Origin of the sequence: Parvimonas sp. M20 (assembly GCF_035282425.1) — a bacterium.
Taxonomy (GTDB): Bacteria; Bacillota; Clostridia; order Tissierellales; family Peptoniphilaceae; genus Parvimonas.
The window spans coordinates 1-23,441 of the sequence record NZ_JAYKBQ010000016.1 but is presented as its reverse complement, the minus strand read 5'-3'; the positions used below and the strand labels follow the sequence as shown (position 1 = coordinate 23,441).

The 23,441-nt window shown below is 26.5% G+C and carries 21 protein-coding genes; 2 read left to right on the top strand and 19 right to left on the bottom strand.

What is annotated here, in order from left to right; genetic code table 11:
* Window positions 1-7: 7 nt before the first annotated feature.
* The 9 genes from essB to gcvH form a co-directional block, all read right to left on the bottom strand.
* Complete coding sequence (gene essB / locus VJI93_RS06855) at window positions 8-1,195, bottom strand: type VII secretion protein EssB (protein WP_324000163.1); 1,188 nt, start codon at window positions 1,193-1,195, stop codon at window positions 8-10.
* Between the two features lie 13 nt (window positions 1,196-1,208).
* Window positions 1,209-1,451 carry a type VII secretion protein gene (locus VJI93_RS06850; protein ID WP_248110033.1) on the bottom strand — a complete coding sequence of 81 codons (243 nt, stop codon included), beginning with the start codon at window positions 1,449-1,451 and terminating at the stop codon, window positions 1,209-1,211.
* Window positions 1,435-1,923, bottom strand: coding sequence for a type VII secretion protein EssA (gene essA / locus VJI93_RS06845; protein WP_324000165.1), 489 nt, complete (start codon window positions 1,921-1,923; stop codon window positions 1,435-1,437). The genes VJI93_RS06850 and essA overlap by 17 nt, the downstream gene beginning before the upstream one ends.
* The gene (esaA, locus tag VJI93_RS06840) at window positions 1,916-5,092 is read right to left on the bottom strand and encodes a type VII secretion protein EsaA (RefSeq protein WP_324000166.1); all 3,177 of its coding nucleotides are present in this window, start codon (window positions 5,090-5,092) and stop codon (window positions 1,916-1,918) included. The genes essA and esaA overlap by 8 nt, the downstream gene beginning before the upstream one ends.
* 78 nt (window positions 5,093-5,170) lie before the next feature.
* The gene (locus VJI93_RS06835) at window positions 5,171-5,467 is read right to left on the bottom strand and encodes a WXG100 family type VII secretion target (protein ID WP_324000167.1); all 297 of its coding nucleotides are present in this window, start codon (window positions 5,465-5,467) and stop codon (window positions 5,171-5,173) included.
* Window positions 5,468-5,678: 211 nt separating this feature from the next.
* On the bottom strand, window positions 5,679-6,569 hold the full coding sequence (locus tag VJI93_RS06830) for a hypothetical protein (RefSeq protein ID WP_324000168.1): 891 nt from the start codon (window positions 6,567-6,569) through the stop codon (window positions 5,679-5,681).
* A 244-nt stretch (window positions 6,570-6,813) separates the two neighbouring features.
* On the bottom strand, window positions 6,814-8,331 hold the full coding sequence (locus tag VJI93_RS06825; RefSeq protein ID WP_324000169.1) for a 3D domain-containing protein: 1,518 nt from the start codon (window positions 8,329-8,331) through the stop codon (window positions 6,814-6,816).
* A 283-nt stretch (window positions 8,332-8,614) separates the two neighbouring features.
* Complete coding sequence (locus tag VJI93_RS06820; protein WP_324000170.1) at window positions 8,615-9,502, bottom strand: DMT family transporter; 888 nt, start codon at window positions 9,500-9,502, stop codon at window positions 8,615-8,617.
* 69 nt (window positions 9,503-9,571) lie between these two features.
* Window positions 9,572-9,943, bottom strand: a complete 372-nt coding sequence (gene gcvH, locus VJI93_RS06815; RefSeq protein ID WP_324000171.1) for a glycine cleavage system protein GcvH — start codon at window positions 9,941-9,943, stop codon at window positions 9,572-9,574.
* 489 nt (window positions 9,944-10,432) lie between these two features.
* On the opposite strand from gcvH, the gene guaB reads away from it, so the two are divergent.
* Window positions 10,433-11,896 (top strand): IMP dehydrogenase, encoded by a 1,464-nt coding sequence (gene guaB, locus VJI93_RS06810; protein WP_324000172.1) that lies wholly within the window; start codon window positions 10,433-10,435, stop codon window positions 11,894-11,896.
* A gap of 43 nt (window positions 11,897-11,939) precedes the next feature.
* Here the strand turns inward: guaB and VJI93_RS06805 are convergent, their stop codons facing one another.
* The 8 genes from VJI93_RS06805 to VJI93_RS06770 all read right to left on the bottom strand — a co-directional run bounded on the left by VJI93_RS06805 (window position 11,940) and on the right by VJI93_RS06770 (window position 21,250).
* Window positions 11,940-12,866: an aminoglycoside phosphotransferase family protein gene (locus VJI93_RS06805; protein WP_324000173.1), complete on the bottom strand. Its 927-nt coding sequence runs from the start codon at window positions 12,864-12,866 to the stop codon at window positions 11,940-11,942.
* A gap of 15 nt (window positions 12,867-12,881) precedes the next feature.
* Window positions 12,882-13,424 carry a TIGR01440 family protein gene (locus VJI93_RS06800; RefSeq protein WP_324000174.1) on the bottom strand — a complete coding sequence of 181 codons (543 nt, stop codon included), beginning with the start codon at window positions 13,422-13,424 and terminating at the stop codon, window positions 12,882-12,884.
* Window positions 13,425-13,433: 9 nt separating this feature from the next.
* Entirely contained in the window at window positions 13,434-14,768 is a 1,335-nt protein-coding gene (locus VJI93_RS06795) for an MATE family efflux transporter (RefSeq protein WP_324000175.1), read from the bottom strand.
* Window positions 14,769-14,781: 13 nt separating this feature from the next.
* The gene (gene galE, locus VJI93_RS06790) at window positions 14,782-15,798 is read right to left on the bottom strand and encodes a UDP-glucose 4-epimerase GalE (protein ID WP_324000176.1); all 1,017 of its coding nucleotides are present in this window, start codon (window positions 15,796-15,798) and stop codon (window positions 14,782-14,784) included.
* Between the two features lie 9 nt (window positions 15,799-15,807).
* A complete protein-coding gene (locus tag VJI93_RS06785) occupies window positions 15,808-16,734 on the bottom strand; it encodes a bifunctional riboflavin kinase/FAD synthetase (protein WP_324000177.1) in 927 nt (308 codons plus the stop codon).
* Between the two features lie 144 nt (window positions 16,735-16,878).
* On the bottom strand, window positions 16,879-17,715 hold the full coding sequence (locus VJI93_RS06780) for a P-loop NTPase (RefSeq protein ID WP_442953995.1): 837 nt from the start codon (window positions 17,713-17,715) through the stop codon (window positions 16,879-16,881).
* A 6-nt stretch (window positions 17,716-17,721) separates the two neighbouring features.
* Window positions 17,722-19,467, bottom strand: coding sequence for an ABC transporter ATP-binding protein (locus VJI93_RS06775; RefSeq protein WP_324000179.1), 1,746 nt, complete (start codon window positions 19,465-19,467; stop codon window positions 17,722-17,724).
* On the bottom strand, window positions 19,460-21,250 hold the full coding sequence (locus VJI93_RS06770) for an ABC transporter ATP-binding protein (RefSeq protein WP_324000180.1): 1,791 nt from the start codon (window positions 21,248-21,250) through the stop codon (window positions 19,460-19,462). The genes VJI93_RS06775 and VJI93_RS06770 overlap by 8 nt, the downstream gene beginning before the upstream one ends.
* A gap of 107 nt (window positions 21,251-21,357) precedes the next feature.
* On the opposite strand from VJI93_RS06770, the gene VJI93_RS06765 reads away from it, so the two are divergent.
* A complete protein-coding gene (locus tag VJI93_RS06765) occupies window positions 21,358-22,245 on the top strand; it encodes a linear amide C-N hydrolase (protein WP_324000181.1) in 888 nt (295 codons plus the stop codon).
* A gap of 244 nt (window positions 22,246-22,489) precedes the next feature.
* Here the strand turns inward: VJI93_RS06765 and VJI93_RS06760 are convergent, their stop codons facing one another.
* Together VJI93_RS06760 and whiA are read right to left on the bottom strand one after the other, a co-directional pair.
* A complete protein-coding gene (locus VJI93_RS06760; protein WP_324000182.1) occupies window positions 22,490-22,843 on the bottom strand; it encodes a DUF2513 domain-containing protein in 354 nt (117 codons plus the stop codon).
* A gap of 210 nt (window positions 22,844-23,053) precedes the next feature.
* Window positions 23,054-23,290 carry a DNA-binding protein WhiA gene (gene whiA / locus VJI93_RS06755; RefSeq protein ID WP_324000183.1) on the bottom strand — a complete coding sequence of 79 codons (237 nt, stop codon included), beginning with the start codon at window positions 23,288-23,290 and terminating at the stop codon, window positions 23,054-23,056.
* Window positions 23,291-23,441: the final 151 nt, after the last annotated feature.

The following is a 23,441-nucleotide window of genomic DNA, read 5'->3' as shown; positions in this document are numbered from 1 at the left end:
ATCCTCCTTAATTTTTAGCATCTTTAGGTTCCTCATTATTTTTATTTCCATCAGATTTCTTATTATTTTTATTTTCGTCAGATGAAGGAACCAAATATTTCTTTTTTAATTCTTCAAGTTTAGTTTTATATCCATTTATTTTTTCTGTTCGTTCTTCCGCACTTAATTTTGGATTGCTTTTAATTTCATCAATTTTTTTAGTAATTCCATACATAATCAACTGTGGATCATCTAAGAAACTTGCAACATTTATTGCTTCATCTATATTAGCTTGTCCAATAAGCACCCAATAACGTAAATATTCTTCATTTGACTTCATGGAAATATTACTTAGTTCATTTTTTTGTTTATCGTTTAAAGGTTCTGTCATAATTACAGAATAAGCAACAATATATTTATCTTCTTGAGATAAAGATTTACTATTCTGGTTTTTTGACAAACTTATTACATTTGAATAATCTTTTTGAATAAATGATAATCTCATTGATGAAATGTTATTTTGTATTCGCAAAGAAAAAAATGATAAATATAACAATGCTATAATTAAACTAACAGTAGTTAAAATAAAAACTATAGAAGATATTTTCCATTTTTTAAAAGATTTTTTATTTACCCTGTAATACTCTTCTTGATTTTCTTGCTTTTCATTTAAATATCTCTCTTTTAACAATTTCAAGACTTCATCTATAGTTTCAGCTTGTCTTATATTTTCACAAAATAGATTTCCTTTATAAAATTGTAGTTTTCCATTTTTCAAAGCTTCATAGTAAGTTTTTAAATCCAAAAGTGAAATAATCATACATTTATAAGAATTTAAAAAATCTTCATTGCTAATATTTTCATAAGGTATAATTTGACCTTTTATCCCTCTATTTAGTATTTTTACGGAACCATTAATTGTAAATATTAAATTATCTGGAGTCAATTCATAAGTATATTTAGAATTTTTTAATTCATCATACAATAATCCAATACTAATTAAATTACGTAATTTTTCTTCAGTAGTCAAATCTTTAAATTTGTCCCAATCATAGTCCCCAAGCTCTATCTCATTTTCCAATAATAGACTTTCATCAACAATTGTAATTTTATAGTTTGAAAATAGAGGATGAGAAGCTTCAAGTAAAGCATAAGCTATTTCTCGATTTCCTTTTATATCTTCTAATAATATCATTTTTTTATTTTCTATTGCCATCTTAACACTCTTCCTATATTGTTTCTAATTTTATTAACATTCCATCTTTTAAGCTTTCAAAGGTGCTTGTACTTAACAATATTTTCCCTGTTTGAACTATTCTCATACTTGGATTATCAAAACTGATTTCCAGCTGATATGAATCTGAAATTATTTGTAATATTTCTTTTAATTTCATCGATGAAGGTATTCTAAAATCAAGCTGTTTACTTATAATCGGTTTTAAATCTAGGCTTATATTAATATATCTTTCCATTAGAATTTCCTTTCTTTTTTGAAAAAACTTGATAAACAGAGAAAATCATAATTATAACTCCTATACTCAATACAACTACTGCTTGCCAAGAGATATAGTTTTTATTTTCATGAATTGACATTTGATAATTTACTGCCGGTTTTATATTTAATTTAGAATTAAATAATAGCAATCTAGTTGATTGAACAAAAGAATCCTGAGTAACTTTACTAGTAAATAATTCATTTTTATCCACATTCTCCCCAGCTTTAAATTTTCCTTTCTCTTTATTAACATTGTCATTTGTATCTACTAAAAATAGTTTTGATAACTCAGTATCTTGTTCAAAGTAGTTAATACCTTTAGATGTTTTTTCTTTATGAATTTCCATGTCTATTTTTAATTTTCCGTCTTCACTTGCTTTTACAATTGAAAATGAAAGTACTAAGGACAAAAAAATCCCTAGTATAAGACTTATAGTCTTTTTATACAATTTCCTTGTCCTCCTTTAAAGTACGATATATTAAAATATTTAAGAAACCTAAGGTAATTCCGATTATCCATAAAGTCAATAAAACTAATGTATTTCTACCTGATCTACTAATAAATCCACTTATAGCATTTTCACTGTAGTTCAAAGGTGAAAACATTGTTATCATTCTAGCAAAATTCATATTATCTTCAAGTAATTGATTTGATGAAAGGATATATAATAACAATATCATAACACATAACACAAATCCAAAACTTTTAAGCTTTGATAATATTATATTTGTCCCATAAGTAAATATAAGTAGAATTGCTATAATACTTAGACTAAGCATAAAAGAGCCATTAAAATTCATACCTAATTTATAAGACGACATCATTCCAATAATAATTCCTGCTATGCCGGCAAAAATTGTCAAAAACATCATTGGAGCAATTGAATTTCTGAACTGAATTCTTTTATAAATTTGTAACTGTCTTTGTAACATTGCAATATTTGAATGTTGTAGAAGATAAGTAATTGAAAGCCCTACTAAGTAACTCATTAAGATTATAATAAGTCCTAAACTATTATCTTGTTTTCTTATATTTTCCTTATCCAAATTTGCGTCCACTAAATCCTTAATTTTTGAAGCATTTACTGGATTAGACAGATATTCATAAACTGCCTCATTTTTCTTATTACCTACTTTTGTATTGCTCAAAACCGATGCAAAAGATTTTAAAAATTCTTCGTTGGAGCTATATTCTTTGCTCATAACTTCACCAAGCTCAGACACTTTAGTAGATAGAGATTTACCTTCCTTTTCTAAATTATCTACATCTTTATTTAACTTTTCAACAGTATTTTCTATATCTTTAGAAATAGCCTGATTAGCTTTTGTATTGTCCATTAAAGTTCTACTTGCTGTAATTAATGTTGATAAATCCTTATTCATCTCCATTGCTACATTAACTAAATCGGTATTATCTTTCTTTTCACTTTCAGTAAAAGCCGGCTTATTTAAAAGAGAATTATGAACTTTTTCAGTCTCAACTAATACTGACTTTAAATTTGTCATTAAATCTTCTGTATCTTTTTTTAAAGATTCTATACTATCTGCTAATTCTTTGCCATTAATAGTTTTTTTCTCAAACTCAGATATTTCTTTATCAGAAATCTTTAAATCCGATTTTAAAGCATTAATTGTACTTTCCTTAATCAAAGAAATGATTATTGTCTTAAGTGATTTTATATCAGCTTGTTTAAGTAATGAATTTTCATCATTTTTTACAAATCCCTTATGAAGATCAATATCATAAAATGCATTTGCAAGAGAAGATAATCCTAAATATCCCTTTATATCCTTAAAAAAAGCATTTATTGAAGCTTTATTATCATAAGATTTAAATGGTGATATATCATCTGACACATTATATTTTCTTTCTATAATTTTAGAATTAGTTTGGGGTTTAATAGTCTTAGTTTCAACTTCAACCTCAATATTCTTTTGTGGATTAATCTGAATTGTTTTCTTTTCTTTCTTAGTAGTTAATTCTTCTTTGCCAGTTAGCACTTCAACATTCTCTTGAGTTATTAATTCTCCTTTTAAAGATGCTGATTCCAATAATCCAATTTTAGATTTATCTGCTACACTTAAGTTATATGAGATATCAACTGAAGTACCTACATCATTTGGAACAGAAATCTCATATGTTGTATCATCTACTTTTTTAGCTGAATAATTTTTTACATTTAAAGTATAATTTTTAGGAACAGTAATATACAATTTAGAAATCTTTCCTTTTATATCTCTAAAAGATAATACTTTGTTTTCTGATAAAGTATTGATTGCATCATCTCTTAAATCCATCAGATATTTTCCAATATTTGTACTGTTTTTAAATATAGGATCTTTTTTCCCATTTGATTTTACATACCATTTTATAAAAGAATTAATATTTTTTAAATACTTAGTATCCTCTTCTGGAAGTCCTAGTTTATTTATTGCTTCATCTGTATAGTAGGTATTCTTATAAAGAGTATCATCTATTTTTGATATCATTTTATTTCTTAAATTTTTAAGATATAATCCCAAAGTCATATCTACTTTTCCAGAGTCAAGCAATTTACCTTCTACCTTTTTTATAGACTCTTCAACTGCATTAGCAATTGTCTTATCATATTTATCTAAAGTATTATCAATCTCGCCATTTAAACTCTTAAGTTTTTGAACCAAACCTTTTAATTGTTCATTAAATTTGTTAGCTCTTTCTACTGTTTCTTTCCATACACTTGAATTTATAAAATTATTAGAAATATGTTCATTAACTTTCTTTAATTTACTTAACTGTTCATAAACACTTAACTTAGAAAATGACTCATCGTAAGCTTTCAAATTATGTTCACGATCAGTAACAGATTTTGTCCAACCTTCTTGTAAAAGTTTAATTCTTTGTATTTCTTCATCATAAGTTTTATTTGTATTTATAATTGAAGAAAATGACTCATTAGATTGATTTAACAATTTGTCAAATAAAGAATAATTACTTAATAGATTATTTGAATTAGTACCTAAACCTTCAAAAGATTTAGAATAAGAATTTAAAGGATCTAAAAGTTTTGTCTTATATGTGTTTAAAACAAGCCCATTATTTTCAACAATGTCTGATACATAATCCTGTGATGATTGTAAATTTCCAATAATACTTGAAAAATATACACGAATTAAATCCTTATTAAACTTGCTTTTAAGCATTGTAACAGCTTGTTCAGCTTGTCTAGAAATAACAGGTTTATCTGTTTTTATTTTATATTGAAAGTTAACCTTTGTTGGATTAACTGATTCTAATGCCAAACTTTCTTCTGAAAATTTGCTAGGTAAAATAATCATTAATTGGTATGTGTTATTTTCAAGTCCTTTTTCTGCAATATTTCTTGTAACTTCTTCAACATTATAGTCAGAACTTTTTATAAATGACTTAATTAATGTATTTGCGATATTAACTGTCTCTCCATTATATTTAGTACCATTGTCTTCATTAACTATCGCTATTTTCAATAAATTTGTATTTTTATTTTGGTTGGAATCCTTATTATCTATAAAACTAGGTTTAATAATACCAAAAAATGAAATAATTAATACGAATATAAGCAGAAGTCCACCTAGTCTTACCAATATTTTTTTATCCACCACTATTCCCCCTATTCATCCCTTATAGTTAAAAGAGGTTGAGGAATACTCCTCAACCTTCTCCACTTATTTTTTAAACTACTTAAGTCCAAAATTTCGTGATAACGCTTGATCATTTTGTTGCATCGCTTGAGCAGTCTTATCAAGTTGGTTATTAATTTGTTGCATCAATTCTGCAAAATTTTGAACTTTAGGTTTAAGTTCATTAAATTGATTATCGAATCCTTGAAATGCCTGTCCTTCCCATTCACTACGAAGCATATCTTGTAAACGTTGTAAATTGTTTAAAATTGTCGTGATATCATTTGAAGCCTTTCCATATTCACGAGCACGCATTTGCAAAGTTTCTGGTGATACTCTAATTTGTCCTGCCATAACACATCTCCTTTTTCATATTTTTTAAAATTTTTTTGAACAATTTTTCAATCATTCAACTATATTATACTATAGATGAGTATATTCTTTCAATAAGTTCAACTAAATTTTTATGTTATTATTCTAAAAATGTTCTATATACTAAAAGAGAAGAAATCATTAAACTCCTTCTCTTCATAATTTTTCAAATGTAAAAACTTCATTACTATTGTTATTTATTAACTACTTTAACCGACTTAACAAATTTTTTAAAATCTTTCTTTATTTTTTCTTGCAAATCTAATGGAGTATTTACTAAATCAATTTCAAATGTAAGCTCTAATACTTCTTCTCCATCTTTATATAAGTATGAATGTTTTTCTATCTTTTTATTTTTTCCAGAAACTTCTGCATAGTATTCTTTGTTGTCAATCTCTTTATACTTAAAAGATTTCAAATCCCTATGCCATCTTGTCCATGTTTTTTTTATATCTTCACTTGAAAAACTTTCATATGCAGTGTCTATCATAAATCCTATATAGTTATTTTCATATTCTTCGTGAATATATATTTGATAAGCATCTGTATGTCCATCTTCTATATCTATATATTCATCAGGAAGTAGTTTATAACTAACTTTTGAATCATCTGCTGTTTCAAAACCACCATTCTTAAAATTATTTTCAAAATCTATATCCTTAGAGTTTAATGCTAAGTTGCGTACGGTTTCTCCCAAAACTTCCGGATTGATTGGTAATGTTAGTTCAACAGTTTCTTCTGGATTTTTACTTGACTCATAAAATTTTCCATTAAAATACCAAACTTCTATCTCGATTTTATCATCATACTCAAAAATATGTATTAATTTATATTTTTTACCAAATGTAGAATAAGATTTAATTCCTGTTACTGTCCAAAAATATTTTTTAGAATTTTTACATTTTGAATTTTCTGAATATTCAAGTTTAGATAATATTTCTTTTCCAAATTCTGTATTAGACATTGTATATGAATAAATCTTATCCTGATATTGACTTCTTCTTAAACCGGTTTCATCACTTATATTTGGTATAATTAGTATATTATCCCCTAAATAAACTGATATAAATGCTTTTACTATCATTTTTAATTTCCTCCAACTATTATTTTTACAATTATATTGTTCTTATTCGCATATTCAATTGCGTTATTAATACAATTTATTTGACTATAAAATATTTATAATACTGTTAAAATAATTTTACATTATGTAAATTCAATCGTATTTTAATAAAAAAATTTTTATATAACATTTTCATTATTATATCACTAATTATAAAAAATTCATAAAAAAAAGAAGAATTAAGTTTAACTCTCCTTTTTAATCATTATTTTAAAATATAAACTTTTACATTTCTTCTTCCAAATCTTGCAGCTTGAGATCTACTTGTAAAGCAAAGGTCAATTCTATTTCCCTTTATAGCTCCACCTGTATCTTCTGCAACAGCATAACCATATCCCTCAATATATAATTTTGTTCCCAAAGGAATTACCTTAGGGTCAACTGCGACTACTCCATATCTAAGAGGAGTTCCCAATCTAGTTGTGCCATAACCACCATTTTCTGATGGATCATTAGTATACGCTGTAGCATTCATCGTTAAAACTTTACTATAATCAAAACTTCCATCACTACTTTTATTGCTAGATGGTTCAGTATTTGAACTTTCAGTAGTAGTTTTTTTATCTACCTTTTTTTCTTCTTTCGGAACAACTTTTCCATCAACTATTTTTTCATTAGATTTTACTGTAACTTTTTCTGAAACTGCATTTTCACCTTTTTTGTCAGTGTTTGAATCTGATACTGTGATTTCTCCTTTAGTTTCATTAACTTCAAATCCTGTAACTTCTTCTTTATTTATTGATGACAACAACGATCTGAAATTTACATATTTTCCCAATTCATCAGTTGATACATAATGTAAGTTTTTTGCATCAGATTCTTTAACAAGTTTTTCAACATCTAAGTTCATAGAATTTGAATCCATTAACAAATAATTATATCCACTCTTATCAGCTAAAATATATGAACTTAACATATCTGTTAAATTTTTATTTTCTGATAAAACAACATTATCATTTTTTCTTAATGAAAATCTATCTTTGAATGTTTTTAATAAATCTTTTCCATCCAACGAATAACTCTTTATTTCTTTTTTATCTTTTTTAGATAAACTATATATTTTAGCTTTTAAGTCTTCTGAAATAGAATTCACTCCATCGTAGAAGTAAATTTTTCTTTCATTTTTAACTTCTGAAACTAGATTTTCATCAATTTCTTTAGTTGAATCATAAATGTACAAATTCATATTATAAATTCGTGCATAATGAATAGCCCCTAAAATATCAGAATCATTTCTTGAATCAACAACCAAAAGATCACGATTATCTAAAAACTTATTTACATGATAATTCGTTTCTGAAGGATTGTCAGAACCAATTCTTTCAAATTTGATGTCTAAATCACTTAAAATATCATCTGAAATTGAACTTTTATCTCCAACGACATACACTTGCTCGCTATTTTTCAAAATAGCTTTCGAAACGTCATCAATATTGTTATCCTTAACTGGAATAACAACTCCGCCCTTATTTAATGAAAGTAAACCTGCCAAACTGAAGCTAATTTTATCATTTATATTAACTACATAAGAAATTTTAGATACACTACCATTAGTGTTATCTATAATTCTGTTATTTACTTTTTCAATAGTTTTGGTTTCGGACTCTGATGAGATTACAAATCCTTTTACCTTTTCGTCTGCAAGTGATTTAGATGAAAATCCAGAAAATGTAGCATAAACACACAAACATGCTAAAACACTTCTAAATATTGCTCTTTTCAAATAATCACTCCTTAATTAAATTAATCAGCTATGCGCTGACAATAGCATTATAATGATTTTCTCTAAAGCCGTCAACAAAATTGCAAATTTTCAAAAAACTTTTTTTAAAATTCTACAAATTTAACAATATTTTTAATCCAAAATAAGTGTTTGTAACATTTTTGTAATCTTTTACGGATTTTAGTTCCCTAGTTTTCAAAGGTTACAGAATGGTTACAAAAAATGACCTGTTTTCCCACGAAAAAACTAAAAAATATTAAAAAAATGTAATATTTGCTATTTTTTATAGTTTTTTCTCTATATTCTTTCGTGAATTTACTATATATGACATCAATGACATGGAAAAAATGAGTGCAATTCCAATTAAACTATACATACTTACCGACTCATTAAGTATTACTTTTCCTAAAATAACAACAAATACAATTCCTAAATAATTAAATATACTTACATCAGAAGCATTTGCATATTGATAACTAATAGTCAACCCGAACTGTCCCACTGCTGATGCAACCCCAATTAAAATTAAATATATAAACATCTTCAAATCAGGAATACTTAAATTATTAAAAATAAAAGGAAAACTACAAATAGTTGAAAATAACGAAAATAAAAAAATTATAGTCTCCGTTTTTTCAGTTTTCCCTATTTTTGATACACACATATAAGCTATAGATGCACTAAGTGCAGAACTCATCGCAACCATTGCAGGAAATAATCTGGAATTAAATTGTGGTCTTACTACAAAAATGGCTCCAATAAAAGAAAATGTTAAAGTTAAAAATCTTTCTAAAGTAAATTTTTCTTTAAATAAAAAACAGGCAATTAAAACCACAAAAATCGGGCTAGTTCTTTGTAATATACCTGCATCTGCAACAACCATATGATTTATAGCATAAAAATTAAAAATTACTCCCATATATCCAAAAGTAGATCTCATAAGAAGTAATTTTCTATTTCTTTTTTCTCCGAAAAAACTGCTACCCCTCATCATTATATATGTAGCACAAATAATTAACATTACAAAATTTCTCATAAAAACTTGTTGCATAAGTGTAAATTTACCTGATGTTAGCTTTACGAAAATCTGCATAAAACTAAAACCAAGTGTAGAAATAATCATAAAAATAATACCTAATTTTAAATTTTTATTTCTGGAATTATCTACCATAAAACCTCCTTATCAAAAAAATAAATGCCACACAAGTGGCATTTATTAAAAAATAATTTTAAGAAATTATTATAATGATGCTTCATAATCAGCGTCATTAGTTAATTTTTCTAATTCAGCTGGATTAGTCATTTCAATTTTGCAAACCCATGCAGCATAACAATCTTTGTTAATTTCACCTGGCTCATCGTCTAATAATTCATTTACTTCAATAACTTTTCCTGAAACAGGAGCATTAATATCACTTGCAGCCTTTACAGATTCAACAGATGCTAAAGAATCACCTGCTTCAACTTCATCATCAACTTCTGGAAGTTCAACATAAACAATGTCTCCTAAGTGATCTTGTGCATAATCAGCTAGTCCAACTGTTACTACATTTCCTTCAACTTTTACCCAATCATGATCTTCAGTATAAAGTAATCCTTTTTCTACTCTCATTCTAATATACCTCCTAAAATTTTTACTATAACAACACATCCAATTATGTACTGTTCCATTGGATATATACTATAATATTATAGTATACTTAAATTATAGTGTAGTTTTAAAAAAATTTCAATACCTTTTATTAATTTTTTAGCTTTTTTTTGAAATTTATTCGAAAAAATTTCAAAATTTATTAAATTTTTATATTTAAAAGTATTTTTTCACTATATTTCACATCAAATGAAGCATAGCAGAGAAAAAAATAGTATGAATTTTTAACATGAATTTGAGCTATATATTTTTACATTTTTAAAGCACAGGAATATTTTTAAAAAAGTTTTTGTGAAATCTTTTATTTTTTAATATTTTTAATTGATTTTTTTAGAAATTGTTGTATAATATATGTTAATATATTTTTTGATAAACTTTATTGTGATAATAATTAAGTTTTTTTAAAAATATGTTTAAAGTAAATAATTTAATTTAGGAGGAGAAAATATTATGTGGGAAACAAAATTCCAAAAAGAAGGCTTAACATTTGATGATGTACTTTTAATTCCGGCAAAGAGTGAAGTTCTACCAAAGGATGTAAATTTAACATCACAGCTTACAAAGAAAATCAAACTAAATATTCCTATTATTTCAGCTGCAATGGATACTGTAACAGAACATAAGATGGCTATTGCAATGGCAAGAGAAGGTGGACTTGGCGTAATACATAAAAATATGCCGATTGAACTTCAAGCTGAAGAAGTTAGAAAAGTTAAACGTTCAGAAAGTGGAGTTATAAATGACCCGTTTTTCTTAACTCCGGAACATAAAGTTCAAGAAGCTGAAGATTTGATGAGAAAATATAGAATTTCCGGTGTTCCTATTGTAAATTCAATGGAGGAAAAAAAATTAGTTGGAATTTTGACTAATAGAGATTTAAGGTTTTTAGAAGATTATTCAGTTAAAATTGATTCTGTGATGACAAAAGAAAATTTAGTGACAGCTCCTTCTCATACTACTTTAGATGATGCTACGAAAATTTTAAGAAATCATAAAATAGAAAAATTACCTCTTGTAAATGAAAAAGGAATTTTAACAGGCTTAATAACTATTAAGGATATAGAAAAAGTTGTTAAATATCCAAATTCAGCAAAGGATGATCAAGGAAGACTTCTTGTTGCAGCTTCAGTGGGAACGGGTGCAGATACTTTTGAAAGAGTAGAAGCTCTTGTAAATGCAGGTGTTGATGCTTTAGTTATAGATACTGCTCATGGTCATTCTATGGGAGTTGTAAAAAAAGTTAAAGAAATTAGAGCAAAATATCCAAATCTTGATATTATAGCAGGAAATGTTGTAACTGCAGAAGCAACTAGAACGCTTTTTGAAGCAGGTGCAGATGTTGTTAAAGTTGGTGTAGGTCCTGGATCAATCTGTACAACAAGAGTTGTTGCAGGTGTAGGGGTTCCACAAATTACTGCAGTTTATGATTGTGCTACTGTTGCAAGAGAAATGGGAAAAACAATTATTGCAGACGGTGGATTAAAATATTCAGGAGATGTTGTTAAAGCCCTTGCTGCAGGTGGAAACGTTGTAATGTTAGGTTCAATGCTTGCAGGTACTGATGAATCTCCAGGAGAATTTGAAATTTACCAAGGAAGAAGGTTTAAAACATACAGAGGTATGGGTTCTCTTGCAGCAATGGAAAAAGGTTCAAAAGATAGATACTTCCAAGAAGAAGGTAAAAAACTTGTTCCAGAGGGCATTGAAGGAAGAATTCCTTATAAGGGAACTTTATCAGATGCAATTTACCAAATCGTTGGTGGAATTAGAGCCGGTATGGGATATACAGGTGCAAAAGACTTAGAAACTTTAAGAGATACTGCACAATTTGTTAGAATGACGGGTGCAGGACTTATTGAATCTCACCCACATGATGTTCAAATAATTAAAGAAGCTCCAAACTATTCTAAATAGGAACCTTGGAGTTTCACAATAATATAGAAAAAGGCTATTCGTTTTAAAGCGAATAGCCTTTGTTGTTGTGATAATCAGCATACCATTTAGGTATAATTGTTTTAAAATTTTCATAATTTTCAAAAGTCTTATAAAATCTTCTTTTCATTCCAAGAATTTCTTTTTCTCCAAATTTTTCAGCCCATTTAATTGAATACAAGGTATAACAAGCAACATAAATTGCTTGAATTTCCCAAAATTCATTCGGAACATCATCTTCAAAATATGAGTCAATCTGTCCGACACAGTATGGAATACTAAACTCTATCCCGAAACTTTCCAATTTATAAAATTCCTCATAAGAATTAGATATTTCCCAACGATTAAAATCTATAACTCCTATCTCATTATTTTTCATTAGAATTAAATTTGAAGGATGAAAGTCTCCATGCAAATAAGAATAATTTCTACAAACTTTATCTACATTCCTTTTAACATATTCAATAAAATTATCGTCATTTTCAACTCTCACATCAGATGATTCATATTTTTCTATTTTATCCAACAATTTTATTTTAAGCTTGTCTTCAAAATTTTTGTACTCAACTTTTAGACTATGAATAGCTTTTAGAATTTTCCCTGCTTTTCTTCCAAGTAAATATTGTTCTTCTTTTGAAAGTTTTGGAAGTGCATCACTTAAATCAACTCCGTCAATCCAAGATAAGAGTATATACACATTCTTTTCATCATTACATATTCCAAAACTAATAGGCTTTGACATTTCAAAGCCTAGTTTAGAAAATTTTGAAATAACTTCATATTCTTCCTTTTTTTGTTCATAAAGGGAAATATCAGATAATCTTAAAAGCAAATACTCATCTTTATTTTTCAATTTTATCTTAAACTTTTCATCTTTAGAATATCCCTTATTTATCTTTTTAACACTCTCTACGTCTTCCAATTCTTTTATATCTTTTAAAAATTCAAACATATATTCTCCAATTAACTATTGATAAACTGCCCTACTTCCTCCAATCAATTTCGGTCTTGAAGTTAATGCAGTTAAATGCGCATTTCCTATTTCTTTTATTGATAATCTTACCGGTACCTGAACAAATTTAACATGCATTCCGATAGATGTATCCCCAATGTCAAGCCCTGCTTTTGCAACTATTTTTTCAACAACTACAGGATTTTTAAATAATTTATATGCAGAAGTAGCAACTCCACCACCCGCATTTTTTTGTGGTACTACATTTACTATCTCAAAATTATTTTTTACTGCAACTTCCTTTTCTATAACCAAAGCTCTATTCAAATGTTCACAACATTGAACAGCAAAATTTACTTTAATTTTATCTAACTTTTCTTTTATAGTTTCAACAATTAGCTCTCCTACTTCAATATCAGTATCTTTTCCTATATGTTTTCCTTTTACCTCACTTGTGCTACAACCTAAAACAAAAATGTCTCCTTCTTCAAATTTAGCTTTTTCGATAAGTTCATCCATACAAATTTCTAAATCTTTTCTAATTTTACCTAAATTCATAATAACCTCCTAAAAAGTACTAATCTTTTTAACAGTTTTTAAAAGCAGGATAAATCCTGTTACAGCAGAAATAAAGTCAACTATCGGATAACTAATCCATGCTCCTAAAACACCAAATCTTCCTACCATAATTATAACTATCGGAATATATAGAAGTGTTTCTCTATAAATTGATAAGAAAAAATTGTATTTTTCCTTGCCGACTGATTGAAAAAAGTATATACAAATGTAATAAAAACTTAAAATTGGAAAAACTAAAATCACATATTTAAAACTATTTGTCGCCATTTGTAAAAGTCTTTCGTCTTTTAAAAACAGACCTATAATAAGTTTAACCTTATAATTCATAAATATCCATATAAGAGTAGATAGTGAAAACACAAAAACAAATCCTGTTTTTAAAATTTTCTTGATTTTAACAAAATTTTTTGCTCCATAATTATAAGAGATGAGTGGTTGAATTGAACTGCTTACCCCTATCATTGCAACAAACATAAACATAGAAACCTTTGTAATTACTCCTACCAAAATAATTGCATCATTACCACCAATGGGTAAAAGTAAATGATTAAGGACACTAATTAAAATAGCATCTGAAAATTCTATTATGAATGAAGAAAAACCTATTGCTAAAATATTAAATGAAATTTTCGAGTCAAGTCTTGGAATTAAAGAAAAATTATTTTCTTTCTGTAATTTTTTTACAAAAACAAGTGAAAATAAAAAAGATATAAATTGACTTGAAATAGTGGCAATCGCAGCTCCTTCAACAGCCATATTAAAGTTTTTAATCAAAATATAATCGACAATTATATTTATTAAGGCTCCGATACTTGAAGCAATTAACATGACTTTCATATTTCCATAAGCTATGTTCATATAACCAAAAACCGTTGTAAAAGCTAAAAATATGCTACCAAACATAACTATCCGTAAATATTTTATAGAATATATAAGTATATCATTTCTAGCTCCTAAAAACATACAAATATCCTCAACAAACAGAATTGATATAATTGTAACTGCAAATATTATAAGTAAAGTTAGTCCATTTACAGCTGTTGTATATTTTGTTATATCTTTATTTCTTTTTTCCCCAAGTCTTCTGGAAATTAAATTTGAAACTCCGATTCCAAGACAAACAGAAATTGCAATAACAAGTCTTTGTAGAGGAAAAACTACACTTAAAGCTCCGATTGAATCGGCTCCTACATATCTACCAACGAAAAATGTATCAACCATATTATATAATTCCGCAATAAGAATACTTAAAATTCCCGGTATTGCAAAATGTAATATTGCCTTAACTATATTATTTTCGTAGTAAATACTCTTCGTGTCCATTTTTTAAACCTCTTTAATCCTCATATCCATTTGGATTATTTAATTGCCATCTCCAACTGTCTTCACACATTTCTCTTATTCCATATTTAGCTTTCCAACCAAGTTCTTCCTTTGCCTTAGTAGAATCAGCATAACATTCTGCAATATCTCCACTTCTTCTTGGAGTAACTACATATTTTATCTTTTTACCTGTAACTTCTTCAAAATTTTTAATCATATCAAAAACACTATAACCTTCACCTGTTCCAAGATTATAAATTCTAACAGCTTTACTGTCTTCAAATTTTTTAATTGCCTTTATATGACCTAAAGCTAAATCCAAAACATGAATATAATCTCTTACACCTGTTCCGTCTTTTGTTTCATAGTCATCTCCAAAAACTCTAACATAGTCCAATTTACCAACTGCAACTTGAGTTATATATGGTATTAAATTATTAGGAATTCCATTAGGGTTTTCACCTATTCTACCACTCTTATGAGCTCCAATCGGGTTAAAATATCTAAGAAGAACAATATTCCACTCATTATCGGAAATATATAAATCTGTAAAAATTTCTTCTAAAAACAATTTGGTTCTTCCATAAGGATTTGTTACAGAAAGTGAAAAATCTTCTTTTATAGGAACTGACTTCGGCTTTCCATAAACAGTAGCAGAAGAGCTGAAAATTAAATTTTTTACATTAAATTCTCTCATAACTTCTATAAGTTTTATGCTTCCGTTAATATTATTATCATAATATTCTATAGGTTTTTCAACTGATTCGCCAACAGCTTTAAGCCCTGCAAAATGGATTACACCATAAATATCATTTTCTGAAAAAATCTTCCTAAGTATTTCTTTATCTCTAACATCGCCTTTGTAAAATTTGAATTTTTTACCACTAAGCTCTTCAATTATTTTTAAAACTTTTTCACTAGAGTTGTAAAAATTATCAATTATTACTACATCATATCCTTCATTTAAAAGTTCTATACAAGTATGAGAGCCAATATATCCTGCTCCTCCGGTAACTAAAATTTGTTTCATCTTTATCTCCTATTTTATATTTTTTATTAATTCTCTACATCTAATTTCATCTTTTTTTAACTGTTCTATAAGTTCCTCAACAGAATTAAATTTTATGTTATCCCTAAGCCTTTCCAAAAAGCAAAGTTCAATATCTTTTCCATAAATATCTTCGTGAAAATCAAATATATGAGATTCTATCGTGGATTTTTTATTATCAAAAGTTGGATTATGCCCAACACTTGAAAAACTGAAATATTCTCTACCATATACTATGGTTTTTGTAAAATAAACTCCCTCTTTTACCATAACATAATTAAAAGAAATCTCCAAGTTTGCCGTAGGATAACCGAGATTTCTACCTCTTTGAAAACCATGAATTACTTTTCCCTTAATTGAAAAATCATCTCCCAACAAATCATTTGCCAATTCAATTTTTCCTGATTTTATGTATTCGATAATTTTAGTACTACTAATTTCAATATTATTATAGCTTAATTTATCAACAATGGTACAAGAGAAACCATTTTCTTTCATATATGACTTTATAAAATCTGTATTCCCTTCACGATTTTTTGAAAATCTATAATCTTTTCCAACCACAATATGTTTTATATTTAGATTAATAGTTAAAAAATCTAAAAATTCTTTTGGAGAAAAATTTTTAATTTTTTCAGAAAATTCAATACTAAAAACATAATCTATTTTAAAATCCTCAAGTTTTATTAATTTATCCGCAAAAGACATCATCCTACTTGTATTTTGATGAAAAATTAAATCCTTAGTATGATTTTCAAAAAGAAAAACTGCACTCTTATAACCTTTTTTTAATTTTACATTATTTAATTCAGAAATCAATTTTTGATGGCCTTTATGAAAGCCGTCAAAATTTCCTAGAGCTATAACAATGTCATCAAATTTAAAATTACTTTCCAAATTCAATTTAAAATGCTCCATAAAAACCTCTTATTTAATCCATATTTTACAATAATTATACAACAAAAATAGCTTAATTTCAATTTTACAAATCGCGAACCATTTAAATCTATAAAAAGTCTTATTTACTACATAAAAAACGCGTTTGTTTTTAACGCGTTCTCTCTATAATTTTTCTATTGCATCTAGTATATCTGTTAAACAATCAGTATCTAATTTTTCTGCTTCACCTTCATCCACCATTTCAGGTATTTTTTTATCAAGAGGAATTTTTGCAACATTTGTAAGTCCAAATTTTCTTGATATGTAAGGTAAATCACTTTCGCCAAATATATTTACTTCTTCATTACAGCAAGGACATTTAAAATAACTCATATTTTCAACTATTCCAATAATTGGAATATTCATCATTCTTGCCATCTTAACTGCTTTTTCAACAATCATAGAAACCAAATCTTGAGGAGATGTTACAATTATAATTCCATCTACAGGTAATGATTGGAAAACTGTTAGAGGAACATCGCCTGTTCCCGGTGGCATATCAACAAACATATAATCCACATTTTCCCATACCACATCTGTCCAAAATTGTTTTATTACTCCACCTATAACTGGACCTCTCCAAATAACCGGATCAGTTTCTTTTTCGAGCAATAAATTTATACTCATTATTTTAATTCCATTTTCAGTTCTACAAGGAATAATTCCTCTTTCATCGATTTGAGCTTTTCTATCAATTCCAAAGGACTTAGGAATAGAAGGTCCTGTAATATCAGCATCTAAAATACCTATTTCCTTTCCTCTTTTCATCATTCCCGTAGCAAGCATAGAAGTTACTAAAGATTTCCCAACTCCACCTTTACCACTTATAACACCAATAACTTTTTTTATATCACTAAATTGATTTTGTTCAACCAATAGACTTTCAAACTCTTCTGATACTCCACAGCTAGATGCACTAGCACATCCAGAGCAACCACCTGAACTACAATTACTCATAATTTCCCCCTATATTTTTAATTCTTCAGAAATATACATTTTATAGTAAATTCCTTTTTTAGCTAACAATTCAAAATGTGTTCCTTGTTCAAGAATATTTCCATTTTCAATTAAAACAATTTTGTCACAATGCTTAATCGTTGATAATCTATGTGCAACAATAATAGATGTCTTTCCTTCTAAAATATCCTTCATCTTATTTTGAATGATTTTTTCAGTTTCAGTATCTATTGAAGAAGTCGCTTCATCCAATATTAATAATTTTGGATTTTTTATCAAAGCTCTTGCAAAAGAAATTAATTGTTTTTGACCGTTTGATATGTTATACCCATTTTCTCCGATGACTGTATCTACTCCATCAGGTAGTTTAAAAACAAAATCATCTATCCCCAACAAACTACAAACTTCTAAAATTTCTTCATCAGTTGCATTTTCATTCCCAAATTTTATATTTTCTTTAATAGAAATAGAGAAAAGTTGTGGTTGTTGTAATACATATCCTAAATTATTATATAAATTAGTTTTATCAATATTTTTGTAATTTATTCCATCAAGATAAATATTTCCAGAAGTAGGATTGTAAAATTTACAAATCAAATTAACTATTGTAGATTTTCCACTTCCAGTACTACCAATAAAAGCAACACTTTCTCCTTTTTTTATTTCAAAATTAAAATCTTTTAAAATTAATTTATCATCATCAAAATAATGAAAACTTACATTTTCAAATTTTATATTTCCTTCAAAATTCAAGTTATTATCTCTTTCTTCAAGAATTTCATCTTCTTCATATAAAATTTGAAAAACTCTCTCTGCAGATGCTTGTGCAGATTTTAAATCAGTAAAAATTTGAGCAAGCATTTTAAATGGTTCAAAAATTTGAAAACTATAAGTTAAAAAACTCAAAAAGGCTCCATAGGTCATAACATTTTTCATAACTGAAATTGATGAAAAATTAAAAGCAAAACCGACACCAATACTTGCAACAAACATAACTGCAGGCACAAAAATAGCTGAAATAAGTATTGATCTTAAATTGTATTTCCTATATCTTTCATTAAAAACTTTAAATTCTTTTTTCTTTTTTTCTTCAATTCCAAGTGCTTTAATTGTCTTTATATAACTTAATGACTCCGTATAACTTCTTATAATTTTAGAGTTATAATCTCTTACCTTTCTTTGAAATTTCAAAATATTTTTTTGAAAAATTAAAGTTACAATGTAAATTGCAGGTAAAATCAAAAACAACATCAAAGTCAATGTGTAACTTAAATAAAGCATAACAAAAATAGAAATTAACAAGACGATTATACTATGACAAGCATCTATGACTCCCCAGCTAAAAACTTCACTAAGTTTTTGAACATCAGAAGTCAGTCTGGAAATCAACTCTCCAGTTTCATACTTTTTCATATTTGTCAAAGAGAATTTCTCAATTTTTTCAAAAACAGATTTTCTTATTTCTTTTGAAACTTGATATTCAAGCTTTCCACCAAAAACATAGAAACTGTAAATTGCAAGAGTTGATATTATAACAAGCGTGAAAAATCCAATGCCTGCAAAAATGAAACCTTTTAAATTTTGCTTTGTTATAAAATCATCAGTTAATAATTTTATAGATAAAGGGACAACAGCTTGTAAAATTCCAGAAATCAAAACTACAAACATTAGCATATAAAGTTTTTTGTATTCAATTTTATAAAATTTTATTAAATCTCTAAAAACATTTATGTTTACAACTTTCTTTTTATTCATTGCTTACATCATATTCCTTACTTTGAATTTCGTTAATTTTACTATACATTCCATTTTTCTTAATCAATTCATTATGTTTTCCACTTTCAACTATTCTTCCACCGTCCATCACAATTATATTATCACAATTAGTTATAGTTGAAATTCTATGAGAAATTAGAATAGAAGTAAATTTTCTATCCATAGATTTTAGTGCATTATTTATCTTTAAATCCGTATTCATATCAACAGCACTTAAGCTGTCATCCAAAATCAATACTTCAAAAGGTTTTAACAAACTTCTAGCAATAGAAATTCTTTGTTTTTGCCCTCCTGAAAGATTTACACCATTATCAACTACTATTGTTTCATACTTAGAAGAAAAATTCATAATTTCACTATGAATTGATGAAATTTTAGTAACATCAAAAACACTATTTTCATCAATATCATTATTTACAATTTTTACATTCTCAAAAATTGACATATTAAAGAGTTCACTATCTTGCATAATTGCAGAAATCTTTTCTCTAATATATCTTTTATTTATCTCTTTTATATTAATATCGTCAATTAAAATTTCTCCACTTGTTGCTTCAAAAAATCCAAGTAATAGATAGACTATCATGCTTTTACCGCTTCCAGTAGAACCTATAATTCCTAGACTTTCTCCTGAATTTAGAACAAAACTAATATTATCCAAAACAGTATTATCATTTATTTTTAAACTGACATTTTTAAATTCAATCTTTTCAGAAAAAGAAACATCTCTTATTCCATAATCATAATCTTCTTCTGGCAAATCTAAGACTTCATAAATTCTTGATATTGAAACACTTGCCCTTGCCATATCACTAAGTAATTGTCCCATTTGTCTAATTGGCCAAATAATCATATTAATATAGATAACAAAAGCAATTAAATCTCCGAAATTCATTCGTCCTGTAATAGTTTCATATCCTCCAACTACTAAAATAATTGCAAGTTGTAGGAAAGTTAAAAAGTCATTGACAGCTCTAAATCTCGCAAAAGTCTTCATAAAATTATTTTGAGTTATATTAAATTCTTCATTTTTTTCTCTAAAAAGTTTTAAAATATAATCTTCTCTATTAAAAGCCTTTATAACCCTTATATTAAAAAGAGCTTCTTTTATAAATACCATAAGTTCGCTTTCTGCTTCATCAGTCTTTTTAAAAATTTTACCTATTTTCTTATAAAAAACAGATGACAAAATGGCAATTACAATACACAGAACTATGCTTATTGTAGCAAGCTTTAAATTTATTAAGGACATAACAACTATAACCAAAGCTATTGTTGCAATGGAACCAAAAGCATTCACTAGTTGTGCTGAAAAGAGTTTTCTTACAGTCTCAATATCCGAAGAACTTCTTTGGATTAAATCTCCTGTAGAATAATCATTCAAGCATCTCATATCTAAATTTAAAAATTTATGATACATCTTTTCTTTTAAATTATATATCAAATTTTCACAGGCAACATTAGAATAATAATTTCTTAAAAAGATAAAAATACAACTAATACCTGTTAAAATAACAATTACAAAAGCTAATATGTATATATTTTCTCTAAGAAAATCTCTACCACCTATAAGATTTACAGCTTTCTCTAAAATATCGTATTTATACTCCTTATTCCCAATTATTGAATCTACTGTAATCATAATTACAATAGGTGTAAGTCCGGAAAAAATTTGTATAAAAATTGTAGAAATCATAGAAAGAAAATAAGTCAGTCTATTGTTCTTTAAAATCTTCCAAAAAAGTCTAATTTCTTTCAACATACCACCTCATAAAATACCTACATATATTTTAATCTAAATTAGGAAAAAAGGCAAATTTATTTGGATTTATAAAGTTTTTTTGTTATAATACTTTAAGAGGTGATTTTATGTGTACAACTTTTTCTATTTTTAGAAATGGAGAAACACTGCTTGGAAGAACTATGGATTTAAGATTTTATCATAGATATGAATTTAAGTATTTCCCAAAAGATTTTAACTATGAAGAAGATGTATTTGGAAATAAATTATATACAAAATACAAAATAATGGGAGCAACTTTTAAAGATTATGACCATTTAATCGATGGAATAAACGAAAAAGGACTATTAGGATGTACCAATTCTTTTAGAAATGCTATACATTTCAAAAAAGAACCGGTGGAATCCAAAATAAATTTAACATCTACAAAGATTTTAAATGTATTTTTGACGAATTGCGAATCGCTTGAAGATATAAAAAATCTTGCTCCAAAAATATATATTGTAGAAAAATCCCTTGTTGATGAAAAAAACTATTCAAGACATTATCACTATATGTTTACAGACAAGAATAATAAAAGTTTAATTCTTGAAATTGAAGACGGAAATTTAAAAGTTTATGAAAATAAATATAATGTAATGACTAACAGTCCAAGTTTTACAAAACATATAAGAAATTTAGAAAAATATTTAGAAAAAAGAGAATTAAAAGGAAATATTTATACCCCTACAAAAAGATTTATAAGAGCATACATAGAGCTAGAAAATTTAAAAACAAATGAATTTTCAGAAAGCAACGAAAATATTTTATTTAATTCTTTAAAAAAATTTACAATTAGTAAAAAGGATATAGAAAATCTTTCAGAAGACTCACAAAATATAACACTTTATTATTCCGTATCAAACGCAAAAACTTTAAAATATTATCTAAAATATACAAATTTAGAAAATATTAATTCTTTTTCATTTGACGATTTCAAAGACGAAAATAGTAAAACTACAGTTCAATTTATTTAATGAATTTATTAAATTGAAACTTTATACAAAAAATAATCAGAATAATTTTTAAGTTAAAGATTTTAAAAATTTAATTTAACAGAAATTTAAAAAAGCTTATTAAGTTTAAATAAATTAACTTAATAAGCTTTTTATTTTTAACAAAATATTTATATTTCTAATATCAATTAGAATTATTTTTATATTATTTAAAGGTTCTGTGTTGAATTTAGATAAAAATAATTCTAATAATATTTCGCTTTTTCTATATTGTTTTTATTGCACGTTCAATCATTGACATAATAATAACTCCAGATATATCCTTTATAACATCAATAGTAGTTGGCAACATTTTTTCTTTTATTACTTCTTTTGTCCTATTCCAAACTGTATCTTCTCTTATTTTATCAATAAAATCATGTCCTTCCCAAGTTAAAGATCCAACTCCAAAAGAGTAAAGTCTATTATCGGCATAAATATCTTTATAATCTGAAATCAATTCATTCTCAAATAATAATTTGCAATGATATGCTACTTCCTCATCACTATATCCAGTAATTTTTAAATTATACAATGCTGTAGAAACATATTCTTCCTCAATTTTAAATAAAGTCTGCACAAATCCATATTACGCTTCATAATTACCTCCTATTATTAATTACTTATAATTATTATATCATATTTCTTCGATTATAATTAAATAATATTATTATACATATTCTCATAAGAATCACTTAATAGAATAATTACTTTCATATATATTATTTTTATGAATATTAACTAAAAAAGTGAATAAAATTAAATTTTATTCGCCATATCAATTATTTTTTTATCTATGATTTACTCCTGATTTGCTTATTTTTAAGATTTCAGCTAACTCTTTTAAAGAAAGAGTTGGATTTTTTAATCTTAACTCGCAAAGTTCAAGTAAATTTTTATCTAAATTCTTTTTCCCATATCTTTTACAAACTTTATTTATTGCATCTATTTGTGTAAACGCAGTATTCAAAGTTTTATCCAGATTTACAGTTTCACAATTTGCAAGTCTGTTGGTATTATTTTTTATTTCTTTTTTCTAATCCACTCCATCAAACAATGGACTTCTTTCTATTTTTACTGTCCCTAAATTGTCTTTTGAATATCTTGCACCCTACTTATAAAAGTGGACACATTAAATAAATAATAGTATTATATTTATGAACACAAAAAGGAGGTAT

Bases quoted from the DNA above. Each gene is read 5' to 3' on its own strand.
- essB (WP_324000163.1), bottom strand. From the start codon at position 1,195: ATGGCAATAGAAAATAAAAAAATGATATTATTAGAAGATATAAAAGGA.
- VJI93_RS06850 (WP_248110033.1), bottom strand. From the start codon at position 1,451: ATGGAAAGATATATTAATATAAGCCTAGATTTAAAACCGATTATAAGT.
- VJI93_RS06835 (WP_324000167.1), bottom strand. From the start codon at position 5,467: ATGGCAGGACAAATTAGAGTATCACCAGAAACTTTGCAAATGCGTGCT.
- VJI93_RS06830 (WP_324000168.1), bottom strand. From the start codon at position 6,569: ATGATAGTAAAAGCATTTATATCAGTTTATTTAGGGGATAATATACTA.
- VJI93_RS06820 (WP_324000170.1), bottom strand. From the start codon at position 9,502: ATGGTAGATAATTCCAGAAATAAAAATTTAAAATTAGGTATTATTTTT.
- gcvH (WP_324000171.1), bottom strand. From the start codon at position 9,943: ATGAGAGTAGAAAAAGGATTACTTTATACTGAAGATCATGATTGGGTA.
- guaB (WP_324000172.1), top strand. From the start codon at position 10,433: ATGTGGGAAACAAAATTCCAAAAAGAAGGCTTAACATTTGATGATGTA.
- VJI93_RS06805 (WP_324000173.1), bottom strand. From the start codon at position 12,866: ATGTTTGAATTTTTAAAAGATATAAAAGAATTGGAAGACGTAGAGAGT.
- VJI93_RS06800 (WP_324000174.1), bottom strand. From the start codon at position 13,424: ATGAATTTAGGTAAAATTAGAAAAGATTTAGAAATTTGTATGGATGAA.
- VJI93_RS06795 (WP_324000175.1), bottom strand. From the start codon at position 14,768: ATGGACACGAAGAGTATTTACTACGAAAATAATATAGTTAAGGCAATA.
- galE (WP_324000176.1), bottom strand. From the start codon at position 15,798: ATGAAACAAATTTTAGTTACCGGAGGAGCAGGATATATTGGCTCTCAT.
- VJI93_RS06785 (WP_324000177.1), bottom strand. From the start codon at position 16,734: ATGGAGCATTTTAAATTGAATTTGGAAAGTAATTTTAAATTTGATGAC.
- VJI93_RS06775 (WP_324000179.1), bottom strand. From the start codon at position 19,467: ATGAATAAAAAGAAAGTTGTAAACATAAATGTTTTTAGAGATTTAATA.
- VJI93_RS06770 (WP_324000180.1), bottom strand. From the start codon at position 21,250: ATGTTGAAAGAAATTAGACTTTTTTGGAAGATTTTAAAGAACAATAGA.
- VJI93_RS06765 (WP_324000181.1), top strand. From the start codon at position 21,358: ATGTGTACAACTTTTTCTATTTTTAGAAATGGAGAAACACTGCTTGGA.